General features: G+C 69.2%; 24 protein-coding genes. 14 read left to right on the top strand and 10 right to left on the bottom strand.

Features of this window, described 5'->3' with window-relative positions:
- Positions 1 to 102: 102 nt before the first annotated feature.
- The 3 genes from BLTE_RS09815 to BLTE_RS09805 are packed head-to-tail and all read right to left on the bottom strand — an operon-like array spanning position 103 to position 2,095.
- Positions 103 to 1,293, bottom strand: coding sequence for a beta-ketoacyl-ACP synthase (locus BLTE_RS09815; protein ID WP_126399888.1), 1,191 nt, complete (start codon positions 1,291 to 1,293; stop codon positions 103 to 105).
- On the bottom strand, positions 1,286 to 1,774 hold the full coding sequence (locus tag BLTE_RS09810) for a 3-hydroxyacyl-ACP dehydratase FabZ family protein (protein WP_126399885.1): 489 nt from the start codon (positions 1,772 to 1,774) through the stop codon (positions 1,286 to 1,288). Before BLTE_RS09810 ends, BLTE_RS09815 begins: the two co-directional genes overlap by 8 nt.
- Before the next feature lie 39 nt (positions 1,775 to 1,813).
- Positions 1,814 to 2,095, bottom strand: a complete 282-nt coding sequence (locus tag BLTE_RS09805; protein WP_126399882.1) for an acyl carrier protein — start codon at positions 2,093 to 2,095, stop codon at positions 1,814 to 1,816.
- Positions 2,096 to 2,448: 353 nt separating this feature from the next.
- On the opposite strand from BLTE_RS09805, the gene hyfB reads away from it, so the two are divergent.
- The 6 genes from hyfB to BLTE_RS09775 are packed head-to-tail and all read left to right on the top strand — an operon-like array spanning position 2,449 to position 9,619.
- Positions 2,449 to 4,467 (top strand): hydrogenase 4 subunit B, encoded by a 2,019-nt coding sequence (hyfB, locus tag BLTE_RS09800; protein ID WP_126399879.1) that lies wholly within the window; start codon positions 2,449 to 2,451, stop codon positions 4,465 to 4,467.
- Positions 4,464 to 5,444: a respiratory chain complex I subunit 1 family protein gene (locus BLTE_RS09795; protein WP_244599945.1), complete on the top strand. Its 981-nt coding sequence runs from the start codon at positions 4,464 to 4,466 to the stop codon at positions 5,442 to 5,444. Before hyfB ends, BLTE_RS09795 begins: the two co-directional genes overlap by 4 nt.
- Before the next feature lie 2 nt (positions 5,445 to 5,446).
- Positions 5,447 to 6,118 carry a hydrogenase-4 component E gene (locus tag BLTE_RS09790; protein ID WP_126399876.1) on the top strand — a complete coding sequence of 224 codons (672 nt, stop codon included), beginning with the start codon at positions 5,447 to 5,449 and terminating at the stop codon, positions 6,116 to 6,118.
- A complete protein-coding gene (locus BLTE_RS09785; protein ID WP_126399873.1) occupies positions 6,115 to 7,563 on the top strand; it encodes a hydrogenase 4 subunit F in 1,449 nt (482 codons plus the stop codon). The genes BLTE_RS09790 and BLTE_RS09785 overlap by 4 nt, the downstream gene beginning before the upstream one ends.
- 4 nt (positions 7,564 to 7,567) lie before the next feature.
- Positions 7,568 to 9,091 carry a hydrogenase large subunit gene (locus BLTE_RS09780; RefSeq protein ID WP_126399870.1) on the top strand — a complete coding sequence of 508 codons (1,524 nt, stop codon included), beginning with the start codon at positions 7,568 to 7,570 and terminating at the stop codon, positions 9,089 to 9,091.
- Positions 9,092 to 9,094: 3 nt separating this feature from the next.
- Entirely contained in the window at positions 9,095 to 9,619 is a 525-nt protein-coding gene (locus tag BLTE_RS09775) for an NADH-quinone oxidoreductase subunit B family protein (protein WP_126402140.1), read from the top strand.
- Between the two features lie 255 nt (positions 9,620 to 9,874).
- On the opposite strand, the gene BLTE_RS09770 is transcribed toward BLTE_RS09775, so the two are convergent.
- Positions 9,875 to 11,137, bottom strand: coding sequence for a glycerate kinase type-2 family protein (locus BLTE_RS09770; protein ID WP_126399867.1), 1,263 nt, complete (start codon positions 11,135 to 11,137; stop codon positions 9,875 to 9,877).
- 464 nt (positions 11,138 to 11,601) lie between these two features.
- Positions 11,602 to 12,123, bottom strand: coding sequence for a DinB family protein (locus tag BLTE_RS09765; RefSeq protein ID WP_126399864.1), 522 nt, complete (start codon positions 12,121 to 12,123; stop codon positions 11,602 to 11,604).
- Between the two features lie 185 nt (positions 12,124 to 12,308).
- On the opposite strand from BLTE_RS09765, the gene ndk reads away from it, so the two are divergent.
- The 3 genes from ndk to BLTE_RS09750 all read left to right on the top strand — a co-directional run bounded on the left by ndk (position 12,309) and on the right by BLTE_RS09750 (position 14,171).
- Positions 12,309 to 12,731 carry a nucleoside-diphosphate kinase gene (ndk, locus tag BLTE_RS09760; protein WP_126399862.1) on the top strand — a complete coding sequence of 141 codons (423 nt, stop codon included), beginning with the start codon at positions 12,309 to 12,311 and terminating at the stop codon, positions 12,729 to 12,731.
- A gap of 235 nt (positions 12,732 to 12,966) precedes the next feature.
- Positions 12,967 to 13,668, top strand: a complete 702-nt coding sequence (locus BLTE_RS09755; protein WP_126399860.1) for a TerC family protein — start codon at positions 12,967 to 12,969, stop codon at positions 13,666 to 13,668.
- 35 nt (positions 13,669 to 13,703) lie between these two features.
- Positions 13,704 to 14,171, top strand: coding sequence for a hypothetical protein (locus tag BLTE_RS09750; RefSeq protein WP_126399858.1), 468 nt, complete (start codon positions 13,704 to 13,706; stop codon positions 14,169 to 14,171).
- Between the two features lie 78 nt (positions 14,172 to 14,249).
- On the opposite strand, the gene BLTE_RS09745 is transcribed toward BLTE_RS09750, so the two are convergent.
- Complete coding sequence (locus BLTE_RS09745; protein ID WP_126399855.1) at positions 14,250 to 14,672, bottom strand: MerR family transcriptional regulator; 423 nt, start codon at positions 14,670 to 14,672, stop codon at positions 14,250 to 14,252.
- Positions 14,673 to 14,869: 197 nt separating this feature from the next.
- On the opposite strand from BLTE_RS09745, the gene BLTE_RS09740 reads away from it, so the two are divergent.
- Complete coding sequence (locus BLTE_RS09740) at positions 14,870 to 15,487, top strand: cation efflux transmembrane domain-containing protein (protein WP_244600219.1); 618 nt, start codon at positions 14,870 to 14,872, stop codon at positions 15,485 to 15,487.
- A gap of 125 nt (positions 15,488 to 15,612) precedes the next feature.
- Entirely contained in the window at positions 15,613 to 17,688 is a 2,076-nt protein-coding gene (locus BLTE_RS09735) for a PhoX family protein (RefSeq protein WP_126399850.1), read from the top strand.
- Positions 17,689 to 17,770: 82 nt separating this feature from the next.
- On the opposite strand, the gene BLTE_RS09730 is transcribed toward BLTE_RS09735, so the two are convergent.
- The 4 genes from BLTE_RS09730 to purM all read right to left on the bottom strand — a co-directional run bounded on the left by BLTE_RS09730 (position 17,771) and on the right by purM (position 20,682).
- Positions 17,771 to 18,091 (bottom strand): rubredoxin, encoded by a 321-nt coding sequence (locus BLTE_RS09730; protein WP_126399849.1) that lies wholly within the window; start codon positions 18,089 to 18,091, stop codon positions 17,771 to 17,773.
- A gap of 108 nt (positions 18,092 to 18,199) precedes the next feature.
- Complete coding sequence (locus BLTE_RS09725) at positions 18,200 to 18,904, bottom strand: glutathione S-transferase family protein (RefSeq protein WP_126399847.1); 705 nt, start codon at positions 18,902 to 18,904, stop codon at positions 18,200 to 18,202.
- 10 nt (positions 18,905 to 18,914) lie between these two features.
- A complete protein-coding gene (gene purN / locus BLTE_RS09720) occupies positions 18,915 to 19,586 on the bottom strand; it encodes a phosphoribosylglycinamide formyltransferase (RefSeq protein ID WP_126402139.1) in 672 nt (223 codons plus the stop codon).
- A 13-nt stretch (positions 19,587 to 19,599) separates the two neighbouring features.
- Positions 19,600 to 20,682: a phosphoribosylformylglycinamidine cyclo-ligase gene (gene purM, locus BLTE_RS09715; RefSeq protein ID WP_126399845.1), complete on the bottom strand. Its 1,083-nt coding sequence runs from the start codon at positions 20,680 to 20,682 to the stop codon at positions 19,600 to 19,602.
- 173 nt (positions 20,683 to 20,855) lie between these two features.
- Between purM and BLTE_RS09710 the strand changes: the two genes are divergently transcribed.
- The 3 genes from BLTE_RS09710 to BLTE_RS09700 are packed head-to-tail and all read left to right on the top strand — an operon-like array spanning position 20,856 to position 23,237.
- Positions 20,856 to 21,386 carry a CDP-alcohol phosphatidyltransferase family protein gene (locus tag BLTE_RS09710; protein ID WP_126399842.1) on the top strand — a complete coding sequence of 177 codons (531 nt, stop codon included), beginning with the start codon at positions 20,856 to 20,858 and terminating at the stop codon, positions 21,384 to 21,386.
- Positions 21,387 to 21,414: 28 nt separating this feature from the next.
- Positions 21,415 to 22,497 (top strand): AI-2E family transporter, encoded by a 1,083-nt coding sequence (locus tag BLTE_RS09705; RefSeq protein WP_126399839.1) that lies wholly within the window; start codon positions 21,415 to 21,417, stop codon positions 22,495 to 22,497.
- Positions 22,494 to 23,237 carry an HdaA/DnaA family protein gene (locus BLTE_RS09700; RefSeq protein ID WP_174769537.1) on the top strand — a complete coding sequence of 248 codons (744 nt, stop codon included), beginning with the start codon at positions 22,494 to 22,496 and terminating at the stop codon, positions 23,235 to 23,237. Before BLTE_RS09705 ends, BLTE_RS09700 begins: the two co-directional genes overlap by 4 nt.
- The last annotated feature ends 92 nt before the right edge of the window (positions 23,238 to 23,329 follow it).

Below are 23,329 nucleotides of genomic sequence, written 5' to 3'. Positions count from 1 at the left end.
AGCCGCGGCTTCGTATTCCGTTCGCCGAAAATCCCGTTTCGGGACAAGGATTTTCGGCGAGTTCGGTCCCGGGGACCGCGATGCGATCGCCCGGAAACCCCGTCAGTCGACCGCCTCGACCAGCGCCGCCGCCTCGCCCCGCCAGTGCCCGACCGAAGTGACGGCCACCTGCTTGAGCGGCCCGGCGAACGGCGCCTCGATGGCGTCCGCTCCGAACGGCGCAAAAAGCTTGCCCTTCGACAGGGCGATCGCCGCCAGCGCGATGTTGACCGGGAACTGCGATTCGATGCCCGCGCCGATCAGGCTCGCGGTGGCCCGCACCGGCAGGCCGCGCCCGGCCAGAGCCGCGCGCTCTTCGCTGGTTGCGGTCTCGGCGCCGACCGCGCCGGACAGGATCGCCGAGGAGGCCGGGTCGAGCGGACCCAGCGCATCGAGATGGCTGGTGACCGCCGCCGCCACGTCGCCGGCATTGCGCCGGGAGCGGCCGGACTGCACCGATGCCAGCCGTGCGAACGGCTTGGCGGCGCGCGCCTCGGCGTGGGCCTTCTCCTCCAGCACCAGGAAAGCCGCCATCGAGCCCAGCGCCAGCCCGCCGCCGCCCGCTGCCCGCTCCCACACCGGGGCATAGGCGCCGTGCATCAGCGCGCCGCCGAGCTCGAACAGCAGCAGCATGTCCTCGCGCTCGGCATTGAACGCGCCGCCGACCAGGAAGATGTCGCCGGTGCCGCCGTGCAGGCGCGACAGGGCGATGCGGACGGCATCGACGCCCGAGGCCTCCTCGCCCATGAAGGTGCGCGACGAGCCGACCACGCCGTGCACGATCGAGATGTTGCCGGCGAGCAGGTTGGAGAGCTGGGCGAGGAACAGCGTCGGCCGCAGGTCGCCCATCAGCCGTTCGTTGAGGAACTGGCCCTTGTTCCCGGCGGTGCGCAGCCCGTCGAGAATTTTGATGTCGACGGAATTGTCGCGCTCGCCGCCGCCGGCGGCGACGATCATGTGGGTGCGCGACAGGATCTCGGTGTTGCCCTTGATCCCGGCACTCTCCAGTGCCAGCCCGGCGGTATAGGTGCCGTAGCGCTGCCAGGGCTCCATCTGCCGCTGATCGCCGCGCTTGGGGATCTGCTTGTCGAGATCGAGCGGCGCCATCGGATGGACCGGGTAGGGCGCGAACCGGGTCTCGTCGACCTTGGGGCCGGCGCCGCTGGCAAGCGCCTCATAATGGGCATCGACTCCTTCGCCGAGCGAAGAAACCAGCCCGATGCCGGTGATCCAGGCTTCGCGGCGATCAGGCATTATTGGCCTCGGGCGACTCTAGCGCGTCGAAGGGGAAGGAGAGGCTGGCCGCACGATCCATCACCATCGCCTTGAAGGCGTCGTTGAGGAACGGCATCAGCCGCATGCTGAGCTCGGAATCGCACACCGTCTTGCCGGCGGCCGTCACCTGGCAGCGGAGCCGGGTGAAGCCCGACCCCTCGTGCAGAAGCTGGCCGTGCCCCTCGAGCAGGGTGCCGGGCGTCACGAAGGTGCGCAGCTTCACCTCCTTGAACCCGGCGAGGAACGCCATGCGGGTGAAGTTGAGCTTGGCCATCGACAGCCAGCCGCAGGTCTGGGCCATGGTTTCGCAGAGCAGCACCCCGGGCATCAGCGGATAGCCCGGGAAATGCCCCTCGAACACGGTGCTTTCATTCGGCACGACCGCCTCGGTCCGGATGGTGCCGGCCTGGAGGTCGATGTCGATGATTCGGTCGATCAGTTCGAAGTACTCAAGACGCACGTCGGGGGCCTCAGTCGCCGGCGCCGGTCAAGCGCTCGATCATGCCCCCTTGGCCTTGATCAGATCGTCGATCCGCGCGCAAAGATTTTCGAGCACGAAGTACTGCTCGGTGGAAGCTTTGCCTTCGTTGACTTCCTGCGTCCACTGCTCCAGCGGAAGCTTGATGCCGAAGGCCTTGTCGATCGCAAATGCGATGTCAAGAAAATCAAGGCTGTCGATGCCGAGATCATCAATGGCGTGGCTCTGCGCCGTGATCTTCTCGCGCGGAATGTCGCAGGTCTCGGAAATGATATTTGCGACGGTATCGAATGTAGAAGACATCTCGCAACCTTGCTCTCTAAAGGGAGCGAACGGCACACCGGCCGCACCATAGGCCGTTCCGGACCGCCACGGCCCCAGGTGGAAACCTCGAATGTGGCGATCCTCTTACCGGGTTGGCCGCACGAGTTCAATGGCGCTCAAGTCATCCAGGGGTGGCAGAGGTCGGCAGCACAAATCAGCGGCACAAATCCGGTCCGCTTTCTCGCCTCGCTTATTGGTTTCGGCCGCAAATTCGGGAATGATCCTCCAAGAATCAGGGAGTGACGGGTGGTGATCCGCGCGGCCGGCCATGTCGGTCCGAGAACAACGAGCGTTTTCGTCGCGATGGCGGCTGTCCAGCGGCGGAGCGTGCGGTGAGCCATTTTGCGCTTCAATTGAGCCTCACCTTCGGCCTGCTGCTCGCGGCGGCGGCCGCCGGCGTGCTTGGGCTGCGCCGCCAGGGGACGTCCGACATCGTCTACGGGCTCTCCGCCCTGGCCGCTGCGGTCGGCGCCGGATTTGCCGTTGTCCACGGAATTCTCGGCGAATCGCCGGCCGCGCTGGCGCTGCCCGGCGGCCTGCCGGGGGTCGGCATCAGGCTGCGAATCGATTCGCTGAGCCTCGTTTTCCTGGTGGTGGTGAATGGGGTGGCCGCCCTCGTCAGCCTCTATGCCGTGGGCTACGGGCGCAAGGAGCATCCGGGCCGCGTGCTGGCGCTCTATCCGCTGTTCCTGTTGGGCATGAATGCTGTCCTGGTCGCCGACGACGCCTTCACCTTCCTGGTCGGCTGGGAGTTCATGTCGCTCGCTTCGTGGGGCATGGTGGCCTCGCGTCACGAGGACCCGGAGGCCCGCCGCGCCGCCCACCTCTATCTGCTGATGGCCAGCGGCGGTGCGTTCGCGCTGCTGTTCGCCTTCGGCGTGCTGGCCGGCCACACCGGCGACTATTCATTCGCCGCCATCCGCGCCCACGCCCTGTCCGGCTGGATGCCGGTGCTGGCGCTGGCGCTGGTGCTGATGGGCACCGGCTCCAAGGCCGGTCTGGTGCCGCTGCACGTCTGGCTGCCGCTCGCCCATCCGGCGGCACCGAGCCACGTCTCGGCGCTGATGTCGGGCGTGATGACCAAGGTCGCCATCTACGGCACCATCCGCCTCGTCTTCGACCTGATGCCGCCGCCGCAATGGTATTGGGCTCTGCCGTTCCTGTTCGCCGGCATCTCGACCGCACTGATCGGCCTGCTGCAGGCGCTGGTCGAGCGCGACCTCAAGCGGCTCCTGGCGTTCTCGACCATCGAGAACATCGGCATCATCTATGTGGCGCTGGGGCTGGCGGTGGCCTTCACCGCCACGAATCTCACAGCCCCAGCGGCGGTGGCGCTCACCGCCGCGCTGTTCCACGTCGCCAACCACGCGGTGATGAAGAGCCTGGTGTTCTGCGGCGCCGGGGCGGTGCTGCACGCGGCCCATTCCAAGGACCTGGAGAAGCTCGGCGGCCTGTTCAACCGCATGCCGATGACCGGCGCCCTGATGCTGATCGGCGCCGCCGCCATCTCGGCGCTGCCGCCGCTCAACGGCTTCGCCTCGGAATGGATGGTGTTCCAGGCCATCCTGGCCAGCCCGGCGCTGCCGGTGGAGGGCCTGCGCTTCCTGGTGCCGGCGGTCGGCGCGGTGCTGGCGCTGGTGGCGGCGCTGGCGGCGGCCTGCTTCGTGCGCGCCTATGGCATCGCCTTCCTCGGCCGGCCGCGCTCGCCGGAGGCGGCGAACGCGCACGAGGTCGACCGGTTCTCGCTTGTCGCCATGGCGCTGATGGCGGCGCTGTGCATCGCCGGTGGCGTTCTGGCGCCGCTGGTGGTGGAGGCGCTGCGGCCGGTGACGGTGCAGCTCGTCCATGCCGGCCTGCCGGCGCAGGCGGCGGCGGGGCCGGCGCCGCTGTCGCTCACCCCGTTCGATGGCGCGCGCTCCACCTATAACGGCTTCATGATCGCCGTCTTTCTGCTGGTGTCGTCCTTCCTGGCCTCCTGGGGGGTGCACCGCATCGCCACCCGCGCCACCCGCCGCGCCCCGGCCTGGGACTGTGGCTTCCCCGACGCCTCGCCCACAACCCAGTACACGGCGTCGAGCCTCGCCCAGCCGATTCGCCGGGTGTTCGGTCCGATCGCACTGCGCGTGCGCCAGCAGATCACCATGCCGCCGCCCGGCAGCACGGCGCCCGCCGAGTTCCGCCTGTCGATGACCGATCCGGTCTGGTCGCTGCTCTACGCGCCGCTCGCGCGCGTCGTCGAGATCCTGTCCGGGCAGTTCAACATCCTGCAGTTCCTCACCATTCGCCGCTACCTCACCTTGATGTTCGCGGCGCTGGTGCTGCTCCTTGTCGTGGTGGTGCTGTGGCGATGACCGGAGATGCCGCGATGACCGGCCTGTCGCTGCACGAGTTGGTCTGGCAGGCCTGCCAGATGCTGCTGATGCTCGCGATCTCGCCGGCGCTGATCGGCCTGATCCGCAAGGTCAAGGCGCGGCTGCTCAGCCGCCGCGGCCCGCCGATCTTCCAGCCCTATCGCGAGCTGTGGCGCCTTCTGCACAAGGAGGCGGTGGTGGCGGAGACCGCCTCGCCGCTGTTCCGCATGGCGCCCTATGGCCAGTTCGCCGCCACCTGGGTGGCGGCGGCGCTGGTGCCGAGCTTCGCCACCGGCCTGATGTTCTCGTGGTCGGCCGATCTCATCGCCATCGTCGCGCTGCTCGGCACCGCGCGCTTCATCCTGGCGCTGGCCGGCATGGATGTCGGCACCGCGTTCGGCGGCATCGGCTCCTCGCGCGAGATGCTGTTCGCCTCGCTGGCCGAGCCGGCGCTCTTGATGATCACCTTCACCGTGGCGCTCTTGGCCGGCACCACGCTGCTGTCGGCCATTGCCGATCATCTGCTGCTGCAGCCGGTGGGCCTGCGCATCTCGCTGGCGCTCTGCCTCGTCGCGCTGATGGTGGTGGCGCTGACCGAGACGGGCCGCGTCCCGGTCGACAATCCCGCCACCCACCTCGAACTGACCATGGTGCACGAGGCGATGGTGCTGGAGTATTCCGGCCGCCACCTCGCCATGATCGAATGGGCCGCGGCGCTCAAGCTCACCGCCTATCTGTCGCTGATCGCCTGCCTGTTCGTGCCGTTCGGCATGGCGACCTCGACCGACGATCCGGTGGCGATGGCGTTCGGGCTCGTCACCTATTTCGCCAAGCTGGTCGGGCTTGGCGTGGCGGTGGCGGTGATCGAGGTGTCGGTGGCCAAGATGCGGGTGTTCCGCGTCACCGATTTCGTCGGCGGCGCGTTTGCGCTGGCCTCGATGGCGGCGCTCCTGCTGTTCGTGTCGCGAGGGTTCTGAGAATGGGCGATTTTGCCTTCGACCTCGCCCATCTGCTCTCCGGCCTCATGGTCGTTGTCAGCATGGTGCTGCTCTATCAGGACCGGCTGACGGCGATGCTCAACGTCTTCGCCGCCCACGCCATGCTGCTCGGCGCCGCCGTCGGCTGGCAGGCCGAGGTGCAGGGCGCCGGCCATCTGTGGATCACCGCCGGCATCGCCTTCGTCTTCAAGGGCATCGTCATCCCCACCGCCTTGCACGCCATGGTCCGCCGGCTCGGCATTCATCGCGAGATCGAGACGGTGGTCGGCGTCGGCCCGACTTTGATCGCCGCTCTGGCGCTGACCGCGCTGGCGGTGCTGGTGGTGATGCCAGCCACCGAATACGCCAACCCGCTGGCGCGCGAGGATCTGGCCTTCGCGCTGGCGGTGGTGCTGCTCGGCCTTCTGATGATGATCACCCGGCGCAACGCGGTGAGCCAGATCGTCGGCTTCATGTCGCTGGAGAACGGGCTCATTCTGGCCGCGGCCGGCGCCAAGGGCATGCCGCTGGTGGTGGAGGTGTCGGTCGCCTTCTCGGTCTTGATCGCCTTCATCGTGTTCGGCGTCTTCGTCTTCCGCATCCGCGAGCGTTTCGACACCGTCGACATCGGCACCCTCGAACGCTACCGCGGCGAACAGCAGGACGGCGCATGACCCCGCTGCTCATCACGCCGCTGATCGCCGTTCTCGCCGTGCCGTCGCTGGCCGTGGCGGTGCTGGTGATGTCGGCCGACTACCGGATCAGCGCGGCGCTGAATGTCGGCTTCTCCGTGGTGAGCCTCGCCGCCGCGGTGTGGCTGCTCATTGAGGGGCCGTTCGTCACCGAACTGTTCCTGGTCGATGACTTCAACATCTACCTCGTGCTGCTCAACGCCTTCATCGGCTGCACCACCGCCATCTTCTCGGCCGCCTATATCGGCCACGAGCTGGAGACCGGCCGGCTGACGCCGCGCATCCTCGGACTTTATCACGCCATGTATCAGGCGATGATGGGGGCCATGGCGCTGGCGCTGCTGTCCAACAATATCGGCCTGATGTGGGTGGGCATCGAGGTGGCCACCGTCTCCACCGTGATGATGGTCGGCATCTACCGCACGCCGCAGGCGCTGGAGGCGGCCTGGAAGTATTTCATCCTGGGGTCGGTCGGCATCGCCCTGGCGTTCCTCGGCACCATCTTCGTCTATGTCGCGGCCGAGCAGCAACTCGGCGGCGGCCTCGCCTCGATGGCCTGGACCGGGCTCAAGGCCAGCGCCGCGACGCTCGATGCCGGGCTTCTGTCGCTCGCCTTCGTGTTCCTGCTCATCGGCTACGGCACCAAGGCGGGCCTCGTGCCGCTGCACGCCTGGCTGCCGGACGCGCACGCGGAGGGTCCGACGCCAGTCTCGGCGGTGCTGTCCGGGCTTCTGCTCAATGTCGCGCTCTACGCGCTGCTGCGCTTCAAGATCATCCTCGCCGGCAATCCCGCCACCATTCCAGTCGGCCCGGTGCTGGTGGTGATGGGGCTGGTGTCGCTGATCTTCGCCGCGGTGATGCTGTACCGGCGCAGCGACATCAAGCGCTTCTTCGCCTATTCCTCGATCGAGCACATGGGCATCGTCGCCTTCGCCTTCGGCATGGGCGGGCCGCTGGCCAATTTCGCCGGCCTGATGCACATGACCATGCACTCGCTCACCAAGTCGGCGATCTTCTTCGCCGTCGGCCACATCGCCCAGGTCACGCACTCCCAGCGCTTCGCCGACATTCGCGGCCTGTCCGTCAGCCATCCGGGGCTGGCGGTGGCGTTTGCCTTCGGCGTGCTGGCGATCGCCGGCCTGCCGCCGTTCGGCGTGTTCGTCAGCGAGTTCCTGGTGGTGTCGTCGAGCTTCGCCCGCCAGCCGCTCCTGGCGGTGCCGCTCGCCATTGGCCTTCTCATCGGCTTCGGCGCGCTGATCTGGCGCCTGCAGGACGTGCTGTTCGGCACGCCGAACCCGGCCTACGCGCCGCGGCAGGCCTCGCTGCTGCCGGTCTATGTCCACATGATCCTCGTCCTCGTCGCCGGCCTGTGGCTGCCCGATCCGGTGCGCCGCTGGTTCGAGACGGTGGCGGCACAGCTCGGGTGACGCGATGACGGCGCCCACGGCATCCTCGGCCGAAGCCACCCCCGCCGCCGATCCGTTCGCGGGCGCGGCGCGCGTCGCGGCCCACCGGCCCTGGCCGCGTTTCGTGCTGCGGGACGCCGCGGCCTGGACGGCGCTGGCCCTGGCGCTCGGCCGTGGCGAGGGCGATCTGGTGGCGTTGTTCGCCGACGCCGACGCCGTCCATATGGCGGTGCGCGGGGCGGTCGTGGCCCCGGTCAGCGGGGTGGCGGTGGCCTCGCTGCAGGTACCGGACGGCCGCTTCCCCTCGGTCGGCGCCCACCATCCGCCGGCGATCCGGCTGGAGCGGACGATCCGCGACCTCTACGGCCACGCGCCGGAGGGCGCCCCCGATGATCGCCCCTGGCTCGATCACGGCGTCTGGGCCGGCGGCGCGGCCACGCTTTATCCGTTCCTGCCGGTGACGGGGGAGGGGCTGCACCAGATCCCGGTCGGCCCGGTCCATGCCGGCATCATCGAGCCCGGCCATTTCCGCTTCACCGCCAATGGCGAGGCGGTGGTGCGGCTGGAGCAGCGGCTCGGCTACGTCCACAAGGGCGTCGAGGCGCTGGCGGCCGGCGCATCGCTGGAGCGGGCGGCGAAGCTCGCCGGCCGAGTGTCGGGCGATTCCACCGTCGCCTATGCGCTGGCCTTCGCCCGTGCGGTGGAGGCGGCGCTCGGCATCGAGCCGCCGCCCCGCGCGCACATGCTGCGCGGCGTGCTGGCCGAGCTGGAGCGCCTCGCCAACCATCTCGGCGACATCGGCGCGGTGTGCAATGACGCCGCCTTCGCCCTGATGCTGACGCAGTGCGGCCTGCTGCGCGAGGAGGTGCTGCGTACCGCCGATGCCGCCACCGGCCATCGGCTGATGATGGACATGATCGTGCCGGGCGGGCTCGCCCGCGACATCGCCGCCGACGGCACCGAGCGCATCCGCGTGCTGCTGTCGCGGCTGGAGCCGCGCTTCGCCCGCATTGTCGAGCTTTACGATACGACACCTTCGCTGCTCGACCGCACGGTGACCACCGGCACAGTCAAGCCGGCCGATGTCCGCCGCTTCGCGGCCGGCGGCCATGTCGGCCGCGCCGCGGGGCGCGACTTCGACACCCGCCGCGATCACGCCTATCCGCCCTATGACCGCATTCCGCCGATCGTCGCTTTACGTGAGGCCGGCGACGTCGATGCCCGGCTGTGGGTGCGCATCGACGAGGTGGGCGACTCGATCCGGCTGATCCGCGCCTTCCTCGACGAGCTGCGCGCCGGGCCGGTCAAGGCAGAGGTCATGCCGGCCGGCGAGGTCCGCGAGGGCATCGCGATCGTTGAGGCCTTCCGTGGCGACGTGGTGGTGTGGGTTCGGCTCGCCGCGGACGGCACGGTGTCCCGCCTGCACCTGCGCGATGCCTCCTGGTTCCAATGGCCGCTGCTGGAAGTGGCGATCGACGGCAACATCGTCGCCGACTTCCCGATCATCAACAAATCCTTCAACTGCTCCTATTCGGGGCACGATCTTTAGATGATGCGCACCTTCCTGCTGAACGCCGTGCTGTCGAAGCCCGCGACCATGGACGGGCCGGGGCCGTCCGACGCGGCGCTCGCCGAGGTCGCTGCGGCGCTGGAGGAACGGGTGCGCCGGCTCCATGGGCGGGCGCTGTCGATCCGCCATGTCGATGCCGGCTCGTGCAATGGCTGCGAGCTGGAGCTGCATGCGCTGGGCAACGCCATCTACGACCTCGAACGCTTCGGCATCAAATTCGTCGCCTCGCCGCGCCACGCGGACGGGCTGATCGTCACCGGGCCGGTGGCGAAGAACATGAAGGTGGCGCTGGAGCGCACCTATGCCGCGACGCCCGACCCCAAATGGGTGGTGGCGGTCGGCGACTGCGCCCTGAATTGCGGCGTGTTCGCCGGCTCCCATGCGGTGGCCGGCCCGGTGTCCTCGGTCATCCCGGTCGATCTCTCGCTGGCCGGCTGCCCGCCGCGGCCGATCGACCTGCTGCAGGGCCTGATCGCGCTGCTGGACCAGGCCGCCGCCCGGCGGTGAGATAATCGCCTGTCACCCCGGACAAGCGGCTAAGCCGCGCGATCCGGGGTCGGTTGGCGGGTTGGCGCCATCTTCGGCCAACGATCCCGGCTCGGCGCCGGATGCTCCGCATCCGCGCCGTCCGGGATGACAATGCACCATTTGTCGTCCCGGGCGAGCGAAGCGAGACCCGGGACCGTCTTCCGTAAGGGCACCTCATTCTGAATCTGGCCCCGGCTTGCGCGGCCTTCAGCCGCTCGGCCGGTACGCAAGGGCTCACATCACCAGCACCGCCCGGAAGTCATTGACGTTGGTGTGGGTCGGGCCGGTGACGACGAGATCGCCGATCGCCGCGAAGGCGGAATAGGCGTCGTTGTCGGCGAGCAGCGCCGCCGGGTCGCAGCCGGCGGCCACAAGGCGCGCCAATGTGTCGGGGGCCGCGATCGCCCCGGCATTGTCCTCGCTGCCGTCGATGCCGTCGGTGTCGATGGCGAGCGCGAAGGTGCCGGGCAGGCCCGCCGCGGCCAGCGCGAACCCCAGCAGGAACTCGCTGTTGCGGCCGCCCCGGCCGCTGCCGCGCACCGTCACATGGGTTTCGCCGCCCGACAGCAGCACGGCCGGCTTCGCCACCGGCAGGTCGTGCTCGGCCACCGCGCGAGCGATGCCGGCCATCATCGTGCCGACCTCGCGCGCCTCGCCGGTGAGGGCATCGCCCAGAATGAGTGGGGTAATGCCGGCGGCGCGCGCCACTTCGGCGGCGGCCATCAGGCTCTCCAACGGCCGGGCGACCAGCCGGAACGTGGCATTGGCGAACGCCGGATCGCCCGGCTTCGGCGTCTCGGCAGCGGGGTCGTCGAGCCGCGCTGCGGTGGCCGGCGGCAGCGCGAGGTTGTAGCGGACGACCACGGCGCGGGCGTCAGCGAGCGTGGTCGGGTCCGGTACGGTGGGGCCTGAGGCGATCACCGCCGGGTCGTCGCCCGGCACGTCAGAGATTGCCAGCGTCCACAATCTGGCCGGGTGGACCGCCGCCGCCAGCCGGCCACCGGATATCGCCGACAGGTGCTTGCGCAGCGTGTTCATCGCCCCGATGTCGGCGCCCGATCTCAGCAGGGTGGCATTGACCGCCTGAAGGTCGGCGAGGGTGAGACCGGGGGCGGGCAGGGTCAGCAGCGCCGAGCCGCCGCCCGACATCAGCGCCACCACCAGATCGTCCGGGCCGAGACCGGAGACCAGGTCCAGGATGCGCCGGGCGGCATCGGCGCCGGCCGCGTCCGGCACCGGGTGGGCGGCCTCGACCACCTCGATCCGCCGGCAGGGAACGGCGTGGCCGTAGCGCGTCACCACCAGCCCGGCGAGCGGGTGCGGCCACGCCGCCTCGAACGCGCTGGCCATCGCCGCCGACGCCTTGCCGGCACCGACCACCACGGTGCGCCCAACGGCCTTCGGCGGCAGGTGGTCGGCCACCCGATCGGGCGCGGCGCGGGCGATTGCCGCCTCGGCGAGCCGGCGGAGGAAGGCGCGCGGGTCAGCGAGCGGCATGGGAGCGCAGATGAATCAATTCGCGAACCTCGGGCGCCAAGCGATTCGGGCGACTCGGGAATTCTGGCGCAGGGCGCAGCCCGCGTTGAATCTGAATCGGAACGGCAAGGCGTTGAATCTGAACTGGAGCGTCAGGTCGCTGACCCGCACTCTCAACGTCAACGCCCTGATTCAACGCCTCAACATTCCGTGCCAAGCCGTTGAAACGACTCGGTCGCCACCCAAAAGGGCAGGGGCGTCGATAGGAACATTGGTTGATGAGGGGCCCAAAAAGCAACGGGACGGACGTTCCGAAAGGAACGCCCGTCCCTGAGGCCCGAACGTACGCCAACTTCCCCCGCCTGTGGCGTCCGTCAGGCTTTCTCGCGGAACGTCGGCTACGACGCTCCAGAAGGATGTCTCGACATGCCGTCCCGTCCGGGGTCGGGTCTTGGCCGGTAAGATCTTGGGCCGGCAAAAGGGCGTCAGGCGACCCGGGCCAGCCGGCTCGGATTGGTCTCCCGATGGAAGCACAACAGGTCGTAGGGTGTGACGGTCGCGCCGATGCGCGTCAGGCCCGCCCACAGCTCGCCGCGATGGTGAATCTGGTGGGTGAAGCTGTAGGTCAGCACGGTCGACAGCGGCAGCTCCTCCACCAGCGGCTGGCGGATGGTGTGGTAGCGGACGGTCTTGTCCAGCTCGCCCTCGGTCAGCCGCTCGGTGAACGACAGGATCCGGGCATCCTCGATCTCGCGCACCGCGCGCAGCTCGGCGAGGTCGTCGATCAGCACGTCGTCGACGCTGTCGGGCGCTTCGCCGCCATCATTGAGCTGCGCCATCCAGTTGCGGTCGACCAGGAGGAGGTGGTTCAGCGTGGCGATGATCGAGCCGGCGCAGGCGCCGACGTCCCGATCCAGCGCCTCGGCCGGGGCGGTGGCGGCGGCGGCGTAGACACGCTGGTTCGCCCAGGAATTGTAGCGGGCCAGCATCACGAAATGATTCTTCATCCCCTGCTCCAGCGGAACCGCGACCGATCGCCGGAGAATGGCGAAGACCGGCCGGGGCCGCTTTGATCTAGATCAGGCCTCGCCCGCAACGGAAGCCGCGGCTTGTCGCGTCGTCGGCCCGCTGCTAAGAGCCTGCCGATCATTTTTCCGATCTTCCACCAATCCAACAATCCGTGAGGTTTCCCATGGCGATCGAGCGCACATTCTCGATCATCAAGCCCGACGCGACCGACCGTAACCTGACCGGCGCGATCAACGCGGTGATTGAGCAGGCCGGCCTGCGCATCGTGGCCCAGAAGCGCATCCGCATGTCGCGCGCCGAGGCCGAGACGTTCTATGCCGTCCACAAGGCGCGGCCTTTCTTCGGCGAGCTGGTCGAGATGATGACCTCGGCGCCGGTGGTGGTGCAGGTGCTGGAAGGCGAGAACGCGGTGGCGAAGTACCGCGAGATCATGGGCGCGACCAATCCGGACAGCGCCGCGCCGGGCACCATCCGCAAGCAGTTCGCCAAGTCGATCGGCGAGAACTCGGTGCATGGCTCCGACTCCGTCGAGAACGCGGCGATCGAGATCGCCCAGTTCTTCTCGGGCAACGAGATCGTCGGCTGAGCGGGCTTCGGTCCGGCGGCGGATGCCGGTTTTCGGCCCGATTGGCCGCTTATGTCTGACCGGACGGCCCGGCGTCGCCAGTGCGCCGGGCTCGTCATTGAAGCGTGGGGACGGTTTCGCCCTCACGGCGTGCCGGCAGCGAAGCCGGCCTGTTGCGATCCTACCCGGCCGCGCAGATCGCCGGCCGCGCACGGGACTTTCCCCGCGAGACTGCCCCCGAAGAGACTATCCCCCAATGTCCCTCGATCAGCCAGCATTCTGGCTCGCCGCTCTCCAGATCATCTGGGTCGACATCCTGCTGTCGGGCGACAATGCGGTGGTCATCGCGCTCGCCTGCCGCCATCTGCCGCCGCAGCAGCGCCTGTGGGGCATGATCCTGGGCGCGGGAACGGCGGTGGCGCTGCGCATCGCGTTCGCCGGTGTCGTCACCGAACTGATGAGCCTGCCCTATCTCAAGCTGGTCGGCGCTGCCCTCCTGGTGTGGGTCGCGGTCAAGCTGGTGGTTCCGGCCGAGAGCCATGCGGAAGGCGAACTCGCCCCGGCCGACAGCCTGTGGCGGGCGGTGCGCATCATCGCCATCGCCGATGCGGTGATGAGCCTCGACAATGTCATCGCCATCGCCGCGGTGGCGCGCGGCGAACTGATCCTGATCGTGTTCGGCCTCATCGTCAGCATTCCGCTGATCGTCGCCGGCAGCGCCATGCTGATGCGTCTCCTGGAGCGCTACCCGGTGATGATCTGGGCCGGCGCGGCGCTGCTCGGCTGGGTGGCGGGCGAGATCGTGGTGAGCGAGCCGCTGATCATCGACCTCTATGGCTCCAGGCTTCCCCATCTGCTGGAACTGACGGTCGCCGCCTCGGGCGCGCTGCTGGTTCTGGCCATCGGCTGGGTTCTGGCGCGCCGCCGGCGGCGCCCGGACGTCATCGAGGAACTCTGATCGCGCCGGCGACACGTCTGTTGGGATGAAAGACCATGATTGCGCTCGCGCGCACCGCCCTCGTCGTTCTCTGTCTCGCGCCCGCCGCCGCCCTGGCGGGTGGCGTGCCGCCGGAGGAGGGGGCATTCCAGCCGGCTCAGCAGAGCCGGGTCCAGCCGGGCGGACCGAAGGCGCCGCCGCAGGCCGTGAGCCAGAGGCCGCTGTTCGGCCAGCCCGAGCCGCGGCCGAACCCGCTTTATGTCGTGCCGCCGCCGCCGGACGGCGGCATTCGCACGGCCGAGCAGGTGCGCCTGCGCCTGCAGGACGTCTGCATGTACCGCTCGGCCGAGGGCGACAAGCCGGACGAGACGGCGCCGGCGCGCTGCGGCTGCTGGTCGAAGACCGTCGCCAAGACCTTCTCGCCGGACGACATCGCCGCCTTCGACGCCAGCGACCAGATGCCCGAGGGCATTCGCGAGCGCGCCAACGCCGCCTGGGACGCCTGCCAGGGCCGCCGGGGCTGATAGGGTTTCCGGTTTATCCCTTCGGGATGCCGGAAACCGCATGACCTGCTTTCCGGCCTTCAGGGCCGCAGCACCGCATCAATGGTGGTCGTGGTGGCACAGCCGGTGATCGGCCAGCACCTCGATCACCCGGCAGTCGCACACCCGGCCGTGGCCGCACTCAGCCACCATGCGCTCTAGCTCGGCGCGCAGCGCGGTGAGGCGGGCAATTCGATCCTCGACCTCGGCGAGGTGGCGGCGGGCGATGCGGTCGGCCTCCGCGCACGGCGCCTGCGGCTCGCTGCTGAGGCGCAGCAGGGCGCGGATGGCCTCGACCTCGAACCCCAGTTCGCGGGCATGGCGGATGAAGCTGAGCCGCTTCACGGCCTCGGCGTCATAGACGCGCCGGTTGCTGGCCGTGCGCGCGGGCGGCGGCAGAAGGCCGATCTCCTCATAGAACCGGATGGTCGGCACCTTCACGCCGGCCTTGCGCGACAGGTCGCCGATCGACAGGGAACCCATGCACTTGCCCCTTGATCCTCTAGTGACTGGAGACTGTAGCGTCGCACGCTGACACACGAAAGAAGGGCTCGACGATGTGTGATGGGTGCGAGGATGGGGTCCGGACCGCGGCGGTGCATACGATCGCAGCCGCCCCGTCCGCTGCGGCATGTTCCGGCGGTGCCTGCGGCTGCCACGGCAATCCGGTGTTCGACGGGATGGATCCCCGCTACCGGCGCGTGCTGTGGACGGTGATCGCTCTCAACGGCGCGATGTTCGTCACCGAGCTGGCCGCCGGCCGGGCTGCCGGATCGCAGGCGCTGCAGGCCGACGCGCTGGATTTCCTCGGCGACACGCTGACCTACGGCATGAGCCTTGCCGTAATCGGCATGTCGCTCCGGGTCCGGGCGACGGCGGCCCTGGTCAAGGGCATGAGCCTGTCGCTGATGGGGCTGTGGGTGCTGGGCTCGACCGCCTATCAGCTTCTCTATCTCGGCGTGCCGCGGGCGGACGTGATGGGGGTGGTCGGGCTCATGGCGCTCGCCGCCAACCTCGCCAGCGTGCTGCTGCTGATGCGCTACAAGGACGGCGACGCCAATGTGCGCTCGGTGTGGCTGTGCTCGCGCAACGACGCCATCGGCAATGTCGCGGTGATGGCGGCGGCGGCCAGCGTGTGGGGCACCACCACGGCATGGCCGGACCTGATCGTCGCGGCGGCGATGGCCGGCCTGTTCCTCACCTCGTCGCTGCAGATCCTGCGGCAAGCGTGGCGCGAGGTTCGAACCGGAGACGATCTCGGCGCGCTCGCCGGCCACGGCCACGCGCATCCCCATTGATCGGGTTTCCGGCTGGGTCTGCCGGAAACCGGATGACATGCTGGGACCGGCCCTCTGTCATGAGACCTTCATGGTGTGTGCGGACTCTGCCGCCGCCTTGCGAGTCGGTGGGGGAGGGACAGACCATGACCAATCGAGAGGGCGCGTCCGCCCGCGCCGCGGATGCCCGCGAATCCATCGGCGTCAACACCAGCGAGCGCGAACCGTTCTGCGCGCTGCTTGCGGCGCGGAGCGCGGTCGAGGCCGACGCCAGCGAGAACCGCGGGGTCAACCCCTCGCGCGCGCCCTCGATCGGCGACCTCATCGCTTTGCGCTGCGAGCGGCGGACCGCGCTGAAAGGCATGTCGGGCGCGCTGGCAGCGGCCATGCTCGGCGGGGCGGGGGCTGCGCTGTCGCCGCGCCCGGCGGCGGCAAATCCTGCGGCAGCGGCCCCGGCTGCCCCGGCGCCGGCCGCATCCTCGCTGACATTCCCCGAACTCGCCCACGGCTATGACGAGAACCACCACGTCGCCGACGGCTATGACGCACAGGTGCTGATCCGCTGGGGCGACAAGGTGCTGGCTGATGCGCCGCCGTTCGAGCCGAGAAACCTCACCGCCGCCGCCCAGGCGAAGCAGTTCGGCTACAACAACGATTTCGTCGGCTATTTCCCGCTGCCGCGCGGATCGAAGAACTCCGACCACGGCCTGCTCACCGTCAACCACGAATATACCGACCGCCAGCTGATGTTCCCCGGCATCGGCCCGGAGGATCTCGACAGGCAGACGCTCGAGATGATCGACGTCGAGCTGGCCGCCCATGGCGTGAGCGTCGTCGAGATCAAGCGCGAGGGCGGCCGCTGGCAGGTGGTCGAATCGAGCCCCTACAACCGGCGGCTCACCGCGCTGGCCAGCGAGTTCGTCGTCACCGGCCCGGCCGCCGGCCACGGCCGGCTGAAGACCAAGGCCGACCCCACCGGCACCAAGGTGATCGGCACGCTCAACAACTGCGCCGGCGGCGAGACGCCGTGGGGCACGGTGCTGGTCGCCGAGGAGAACTTCCACCAGTATTTCCGCGGCAGCGCCGATGCCGGTCCGGAAGCCGCCAACTACAAGCGCATGGGCATCACCGAGCGCCCGGCCTATGACTGGGCGCGTTTCCACGACCGCTTCGACGTGGCGAAGGAGCCGAACGAGCCCAACCGCTTCGGCTGGATGGTCGAGTTCGACCCCTACGACCCCAAATCCGTGCCGAAGAAGCGCACCGCGCTCGGCCGCTTCAAGCACGAGGCGGCGACCACGATTCTCAATGGCGACGGCCGGCTGGTGATCTATTCCGGCGACGACGAGGCGTTCGAGTACGTCTACAGGTTCATCACCGCGGGCAAGGTCGATCTCGCCAACCCCGCGGCGAATGCCGACCTGCTCGATGCCGGAACGCTCTATGTCGGCCGGTTCGATGCCGATGGCGGGCTCACTTGGCTGCCGCTGGTGTTCGGCGAGGGGCCGCTGACCCCGGCCAACGGCTTCAACAGCCAGGCCGACGTGCTGATCGAGACCCGCCGTGCCGCCGACCTCGTCGGCGCCACGCCGATGGATCGGCCTGAGGACGTCGAGCCCAACCCGGTCACCGGCACGGTGTTCATGAACCTCACCAACAACACCAAGCGCAAGGACGACCGGCAGGATGCCGCCAATCCGCGCGCCCGCAACGCCCATGGCCACATCATCGAGATGGTGCCGCCCGGCGAGCGCGGCCGGCGCGACCACGCCGCCACCAATTACACCTGGAACATCTTCCTGCTCGCCGGCAACCCGGCCAATGACAAGGACGGCGCCCGCTATGGCGGCGAGGTCGGCGAGAACGGCTGGCTGTCGTGCCCCGACAACATGGCCTTCGACAAGCAGGGCCGGATCTGGATCTCGACCGACGGCGCGCCGAAATTCGGCATCGCCGACGGCGTGTGGGCGGCCGATGTCGAGGGGCCGGGCCGGGCGGTGACCCGCCATTTCTACCGCACCCCGCGCGGCGCCGAGATGTGCGGGCCGTGCTTCACGCCCGACAACACCACTTTCTTCGTCGCCGTCCAGCACCCGGGCGACGAGGCCAAGGCGACCTACGAGGCCCCGGCCACCCGCTGGCCCGACTTCAAGGACGGCGTGCCGCCGCGTCCCGCGGTGGTGGCGATTACCAGGAAGGACGGCGGGCCGATCGGCGGCTGACCAAACGTCATGGCCGGGCCTTGTCCCGGCCATCCACATCTTTGTTTTTATACGGTTTTCGGATGGCCGGCCGGTTTCCGCCTCACCGCCGCGTCGGGCGGAAATAGCTCTTGGGCGAGCCGCAGTCCGGACAGCGCCAATCGTCGGGCAGATCCTCGAAGGCGATGCCAGGCGGCAGCGGATGGTCGGGATCGACGAGATTGACCGGATCGCCCACCGCCGGGTCGTAGATATAGGGCTTGCAGTCGGCATTGGTGCACACCCAGCGCTGCCGGGCCTCTGCCCGCGCCCGCCCGAGGCCCGCGCCGACAAGACCGAGCGGAGCGGCCAGCGCCGCAAGCGCCAGCGCGCCGGCACGGAGCAGCAGGGAACGGCGGATGGGACTTGTTTCGGGGCCGGTCATTGGGAGCCGGTCATTGGGCGCGGGGTGGCGTGACGGTCGGCCATTCTATCCGCCGCTTCATGACAGCGGGGTGTCGAGCCTGCGGCGAGGGCCGAGAAGTGCGGCCGCTCAGCCGCCCGCCGGAAAATACCGCTCCATCATCCGGTCGCGGTAGGCCACCAGATTGGCGTGGCGCTCGATGGCGGCGCGGGTGGGGGACTCGAAGATCGGGCACAGGATGGCGATCAGCATGCCGGCGACAGTCGCGTCGGCGCCGCAGGGCGCGTTGCCCATCAGGAACGGCTTGTCGCCGAGAATGGCGGCGAGCGAGTCCACCACCCGGCCGGTGAGTTGGGCCACCTCGGCGCGCGAATGCCGGCCGAAGCCCTGGCCCTTCAGCACGCCCCGGATCTTGCGCCGGATGAGAAAAATCGCGAGCTGGCGCAGCGGCGGCGGGATGCGCTTGAAGAAGGTCTTGGGGCCGTTGGTGAAATTCGTCTCGTCCATCCACCGGTCATGGACCAGCGCCCAATAGAGCTGGTCCTCGATCATCTTCTCCACCGCCCAGGCGATGCCGCGATCCTTGGCGTCGAGTCCGGCGTCGAAGTCGAAGCCGTACTTTTTCTCGATATGGAAGCGGATGAAGGTCGAGTCCGGGATCCGCGTGCCGTCATCCTCGATATAGGGCAGCTTGCCCTTGGGCGCGCGCATCATGCCCGAGGTGTCGATGCGGTAGGGCAGGCCGGCGAACTTCAGCAGCAGCTCGGCCTTGAGCACGAACGGGCTGGGGTCCGGCAGGCCGAAGGCGGGACCGAAGCCATAGAGCGTGATCATCGGGGGATCCTCAAGGAGCGGGAACGACGAGCGCCTGAGCGGCGGCAGGCTGGCCGGCCTCTGGCCGGGCGGGGTCGCTTGGCGCCGGATCGGCGCCGCCGGACGCAAGGTCGCGGGCGAGGCGGGCCAGGGCGGCCGGATAGATGACGTGCTCCTGCGCCAGCACCCGCGCGGCCAGCGTGTCGGGCGTGTCGTTTGGCAGCACCGGCACGGCCGCCTGGGCCAGGATCGGCCCCGAATCGACCTCCGGCACCACCAGATGCACGGTGCAGCCGTGGATCTTCACCCCAGCATCGAGCGCCCGCTCGTGGGTGTCGAGGCCGGGGAAGGCGGGCAGCAGCGCCGGGTGGATGTTCAGCATTCGGCCCTGCCAGCGCTCGACGAAGGCCGGCGTCAGCACCCGCATGAAGCCGGCGAGGCACACCAACTCGATGCCGGCGGCCTCAAGCTCGGCCTGCAGCACGGCCTCGAACGCCGCCCGGTCCTTGCCGAAGGGACGGCTTTCCACCACCGCCGTCCGGATGCCGGCCTCGGCCGCCAGCGCGAGCCCGCCGGCCCCGGCCTTGTTGGCGATGACGAGCGCAATTTCGGCCGGAAAGCCGGGCGCGGCGGCCGCCGCGATCAGCGCCGCCATGTTGCTGCCGCGGCCGGAGATCAGCACCGCGGTTTTGACGCGCGCCATATCAGACGCCATGTCAGACGAGGTCCAGCCGGCCGGAATAGGCGACGCGGCAGCCGTCCGGCGGCACCGCCACCACCTCGCCGAGAACGGACACCCGCTCGCCCTCGGCGGTCAGCACCTCGGTGACCCGCTTGGCGTCGGCCGCGGCGACGATCGCCACCATGCCGATGCCGCAGTTGAAGGTGCGCAGCATTTCCGCTTCCGCCACACCGCCGGCCGAGGCCAGCCACCGGAACACCGGCAGCAGCGGCACGGCGGCAAGGTCGATGCGCACGCCCAAGCCATCGGGCAGCGAGCGCGGAATATTCTCGGTGAAGCCGCCGCCGGTGATGTGGGCCAGCGCCTTGACGGCGCCGGTGGCGCGGATGGCGGCGAGCAGGCTCTTCACATAGATGCGGGTGGGCTCGAGCAGGGCCTGCCCTACCTGCACGTCGGGGGCGAACGGCGCCGCCTGATCCCACTCGAACCCGGCGTCGCGGACGATCCGCCGCACCAGCGAATAGCCGTTGGAATGCACGCCCGAGGCGGCGAGCCCCAGCACCACGTCGCCGGCCGCGACATCGCCGCGCGGCAGCAGGTGGCCGCGCTCGGCGGCGCCGACCGCGAAGCCGGCGAGGTCGAAGTCGCCGCCGGCATAGACGCCCGGCATCTCGGCGGTCTCGCCGCCGATCAGCGCGCAGCCGGCGATCCGGCAGCCCTGGGCGATGCCGCCGACGATCTCGGCGCCCTGCACCGGATCGAGCCGTCCGGTCGCGAAATAATCGAGGAAGAACAGCGGCTCGGCGCCCTGGACCACGAGGTCGTTGACGCACATCGCGACCAGGTCGATGCCGATGGTGGCAAGCCGGCCGGTCTCGGCGGCGATCTTGACCTTGGTGCCGACGCCGTCGGTGGTCGAGACCAGGATGGGATCGGTGAAGCCGGCGGCCTTGAGGTCGAACGCCGCGCCGAACCCGCCGATCTCGGCATCCGCGCCACGGCGGCGGGTGGCGCGCACCTGCGGCTTGATCAGTTGCACGAGCCGGTTGCCGGCGTCGATGTCGACACCCGCATCCGCATAGGTCAGGCCGCTTCCGGTATCGCGTCTCAGGCTCATGTCGCCCTCCCGGCAGGGGGGTTAAGGCCAAACGCGGCGGCGTGCAATGGCGGGATGCGCCGGCCGCCGCCTTCCCGAGCCGCCGTCCCAAGCTGGCTTCTCAAGCCGGCTTTCCAAGCGGGGCGGGGGCCTGTATCAACCGGATGGGTCATCCGACGTTGCGGGGGTCGGGCGTGAGCATCCCCAATCTGATCACCATCGGCCGGATTCTGCTGGTTCCGGCGGTCGTCTGGGCCATATCCGCGCAGGAACTGCATCTGGCCTTCGTGCTGTTCGTCATCGCCGGCGTGTCCGACGCGGTGGACGGCTTCCTGGCCAAGCGCTTCGGCATGGCCACCGAGCTCGGCGCCTATCTCGACCCACTGGCCGACAAGGCGCTGCTGGTCAGCATCTACCTCACCCTGGCCATTCACGGGAACATCCCCCTTTGGATCACCATCCTGGTGGTCTCCCGCGACATCATGATCGTCGGCGCCATCGTGCTGTCGGGCGTGCTGGAGAAGCCGGTGACCATTCGCCCGCTGATTGTGTCGAAGCTCAACACCGCCGCCCAGATCGTGTTCGCAGCGCTGGTGCTGGGCTCGCTGGGATTCAACCTGTCGCTGGAGCCGGTGGTGGCGGTGGCGATGTACATCACGGGCGTCTTGACGGCGGTTTCGGCCGGCGCTTATCTCGCCGAATGGACACGCCACATGGCGAGCTGAGGGTCGGCGTTCGATGGCGGACGAACCCATGACCCTCCAGAAGCAGGTGACGTTCTGGCTCGTCACGCTGGCCGTCTTCATCCTCATTCTGTGGCTGCTGCGCGGCATGCTGCTGCCGTTCGTGGCAGGCATGGCGCTGGCCTATTTCCTCGATCCGGTCGCCGACCGGCTGGAGCGGCTGGGGCTCGGCCGCCTGCCGGCGACGCTGCTCATCGTCGGCGTGTTCCTGCTGGGCTTCGTGCTGAGCGTCATCCTGCTGGCGCCGCTGCTGACCAGCCAGCTCATCGCCTTCATCCAGGGCGTGCCGGACTATGTGATGTCGCTGCAGAACCTCCTGACCAGCGAAAACCGGCAATGGCTGACGCCGATGCTGGGCAACTGGCTGCCGGACGTCCAGAAATCGCTGTCCGAGCTGGTGACGCAGGGGGCGCGGTGGCTGCTCGCCTCGCTTCAGGGCCTGTGGTCGGGCGGCACTGCGCTGATCTCGGTGGTCTCGCTGATCGTGGTGACGCCGATCGTCGCCTTCTATCTGCTCTATGACTGGGAGCGGATGATCAGCGCCATCGACAGCTGGCTGCCGCTAAAGCATCGGGATACCATCCGCGAACTGGCCCGCGAGATGAACATGGCGATCGCCGGCTTCGTGCGCGGGCAGGCCGGCGTGTGCCTGATCCTGGCCTCCTATTACGCCCTCGGCCTGATCCTGGTCGGCCTGAATTTCGGCCTGCTGATCGGCTCGATGGCCGGGCTGTTCTCCTTCATCCCCTATGTCGGCTCGCTCGCCGGCTTCCTCACCGCCACCGGCGTGGCGTTCGTGCAGTTCTGGCCGGACTGGCACTGGGTGCTGGCGGTGATGGCGGTATTCGCCATCGGCCAGATCCTGGAAGGTTACATCCTGGCGCCCAATCTGGTCGGCCACAGCGTCGGCCTGCATCCGGTCTGGCTGATGTTCGCCCTGTTCGCCTTCGGCTATCTGTTCGGTTTCGTGGGTCTTCTGCTGGCGGTGCCGCTGGCGGCGGCCACCGGCGTGCTGACGCGCTTCGCGCTCAGGCGCTATCTCGCCAGCCCCTTCTATACCGGCGTACCGCGCCCCGGCCCGGACGCCGAATGACCGTCATGCCGCTTGCCGCGCCCCACCAGCTCGTCCTCGATTTCGGACAACCGCCGAGCTTCGTCCGCGAGGATTTCGTGTCGGCTCCCTGCAATGCCGATGCGCTGGCGCTGATCGAGCGCTGGCCGCACTGGCCGGACCGCGCTGTGGCGCTGGTCGGGTCCGAGGGCACGGGCAAGAGCCATCTTACCGCCATCTGGGCCGCCCAGGCCGGCGCCAAGCGGGTGCTGGCCGAAGCGCTGCAGGAGGCCGACCTCGGCACGTTGCTCGCCACCGGCGCGCTGGTGGTCGAGGATCTCGACCCGGTGGGCGTCGACCAGCCGGTGCTGTTCCATCTGCTCAATCTGGTGCGCGAGCAGGGGGCGTGGCTGCTGCTCACCGCCCGCGCGGCACCGGCGGCCGGCTTCACCCTGCCGGACCTCGTCTCCCGCCTCCGGGCGCTGCCGGTGGCGACGCTGGCCCCGGCCGACGAGACGCTGCTGCAGGCCATGGCCTTCAAGCTTTTCGCCGACCGCGGCATCGATGCCGACCCCGGCCTCGTGCGCTATCTGCTCGCCCGCATCGAGCGCTCGGCCCAGGCCCTGGCGCGCACGGTGGCGATGCTCGACGAGGCCGCACTCGCCTTGCGCCGGCCGGTGACGCGGGCGCTGGCCGCCCAGCTTCTGCCGCAGGCGTCCGAGCCCCAGGCCCCCGAGGTTGACGCAGCGCAGGCGCCGCCGCGGGCGCGCGCCGGGCGTTGAACGCTCTGCTATAGAAGTGCCCGGCAGTTTCGCGATTTTGTCATGCGTTCGTAATAGTCAGGCTGCCGAACCCCGTTTCGGAGACCCTCATG

It is taken from the genome of Blastochloris tepida (assembly GCF_003966715.1).
GTDB lineage: Bacteria > Pseudomonadota > Alphaproteobacteria > Rhizobiales > Xanthobacteraceae > Blastochloris > Blastochloris tepida.
The sequence above is the reverse complement of the archived record's forward strand: the minus strand, read 5'-3'. Positions and strand labels throughout refer to the sequence as shown.

Coding starts and splice junctions, on each gene's coding strand:
- BLTE_RS09815 (WP_126399888.1), bottom strand. CDS start 1,293: ATGCCTGATCGCCGCGAAGCCTGGATCACCGGCATCGGGCTGGTTTCT.
- BLTE_RS09805 (WP_126399882.1), bottom strand. CDS start 2,095: ATGTCTTCTACATTCGATACCGTCGCAAATATCATTTCCGAGACCTGC.
- BLTE_RS09795 (WP_244599945.1), top strand. CDS start 4,464: ATGACCGGAGATGCCGCGATGACCGGCCTGTCGCTGCACGAGTTGGTC.
- BLTE_RS09790 (WP_126399876.1), top strand. CDS start 5,447: ATGGGCGATTTTGCCTTCGACCTCGCCCATCTGCTCTCCGGCCTCATG.
- BLTE_RS09785 (WP_126399873.1), top strand. CDS start 6,115: ATGACCCCGCTGCTCATCACGCCGCTGATCGCCGTTCTCGCCGTGCCG.
- BLTE_RS09780 (WP_126399870.1), top strand. CDS start 7,568: ATGACGGCGCCCACGGCATCCTCGGCCGAAGCCACCCCCGCCGCCGAT.
- BLTE_RS09775 (WP_126402140.1), top strand. CDS start 9,095: ATGCGCACCTTCCTGCTGAACGCCGTGCTGTCGAAGCCCGCGACCATG.
- BLTE_RS09770 (WP_126399867.1), bottom strand. CDS start 11,137: ATGCCGCTCGCTGACCCGCGCGCCTTCCTCCGCCGGCTCGCCGAGGCG.
- BLTE_RS09765 (WP_126399864.1), bottom strand. CDS start 12,123: ATGAAGAATCATTTCGTGATGCTGGCCCGCTACAATTCCTGGGCGAAC.
- ndk (WP_126399862.1), top strand. CDS start 12,309: ATGGCGATCGAGCGCACATTCTCGATCATCAAGCCCGACGCGACCGAC.
- BLTE_RS09755 (WP_126399860.1), top strand. CDS start 12,967: ATGTCCCTCGATCAGCCAGCATTCTGGCTCGCCGCTCTCCAGATCATC.
- BLTE_RS09750 (WP_126399858.1), top strand. CDS start 13,704: ATGATTGCGCTCGCGCGCACCGCCCTCGTCGTTCTCTGTCTCGCGCCC.
- BLTE_RS09745 (WP_126399855.1), bottom strand. CDS start 14,672: ATGGGTTCCCTGTCGATCGGCGACCTGTCGCGCAAGGCCGGCGTGAAG.
- BLTE_RS09740 (WP_244600219.1), top strand. CDS start 14,870: ATGGATCCCCGCTACCGGCGCGTGCTGTGGACGGTGATCGCTCTCAAC.
- BLTE_RS09735 (WP_126399850.1), top strand. CDS start 15,613: ATGACCAATCGAGAGGGCGCGTCCGCCCGCGCCGCGGATGCCCGCGAA.
- BLTE_RS09730 (WP_126399849.1), bottom strand. CDS start 18,091: ATGACCGGCCCCGAAACAAGTCCCATCCGCCGTTCCCTGCTGCTCCGT.
- BLTE_RS09725 (WP_126399847.1), bottom strand. CDS start 18,904: ATGATCACGCTCTATGGCTTCGGTCCCGCCTTCGGCCTGCCGGACCCC.
- purN (WP_126402139.1), bottom strand. CDS start 19,586: ATGGCGCGCGTCAAAACCGCGGTGCTGATCTCCGGCCGCGGCAGCAAC.
- purM (WP_126399845.1), bottom strand. CDS start 20,682: ATGAGCCTGAGACGCGATACCGGAAGCGGCCTGACCTATGCGGATGCG.
- BLTE_RS09705 (WP_126399839.1), top strand. CDS start 21,415: ATGACCCTCCAGAAGCAGGTGACGTTCTGGCTCGTCACGCTGGCCGTC.
- BLTE_RS09700 (WP_174769537.1), top strand. CDS start 22,494: ATGACCGTCATGCCGCTTGCCGCGCCCCACCAGCTCGTCCTCGATTTC.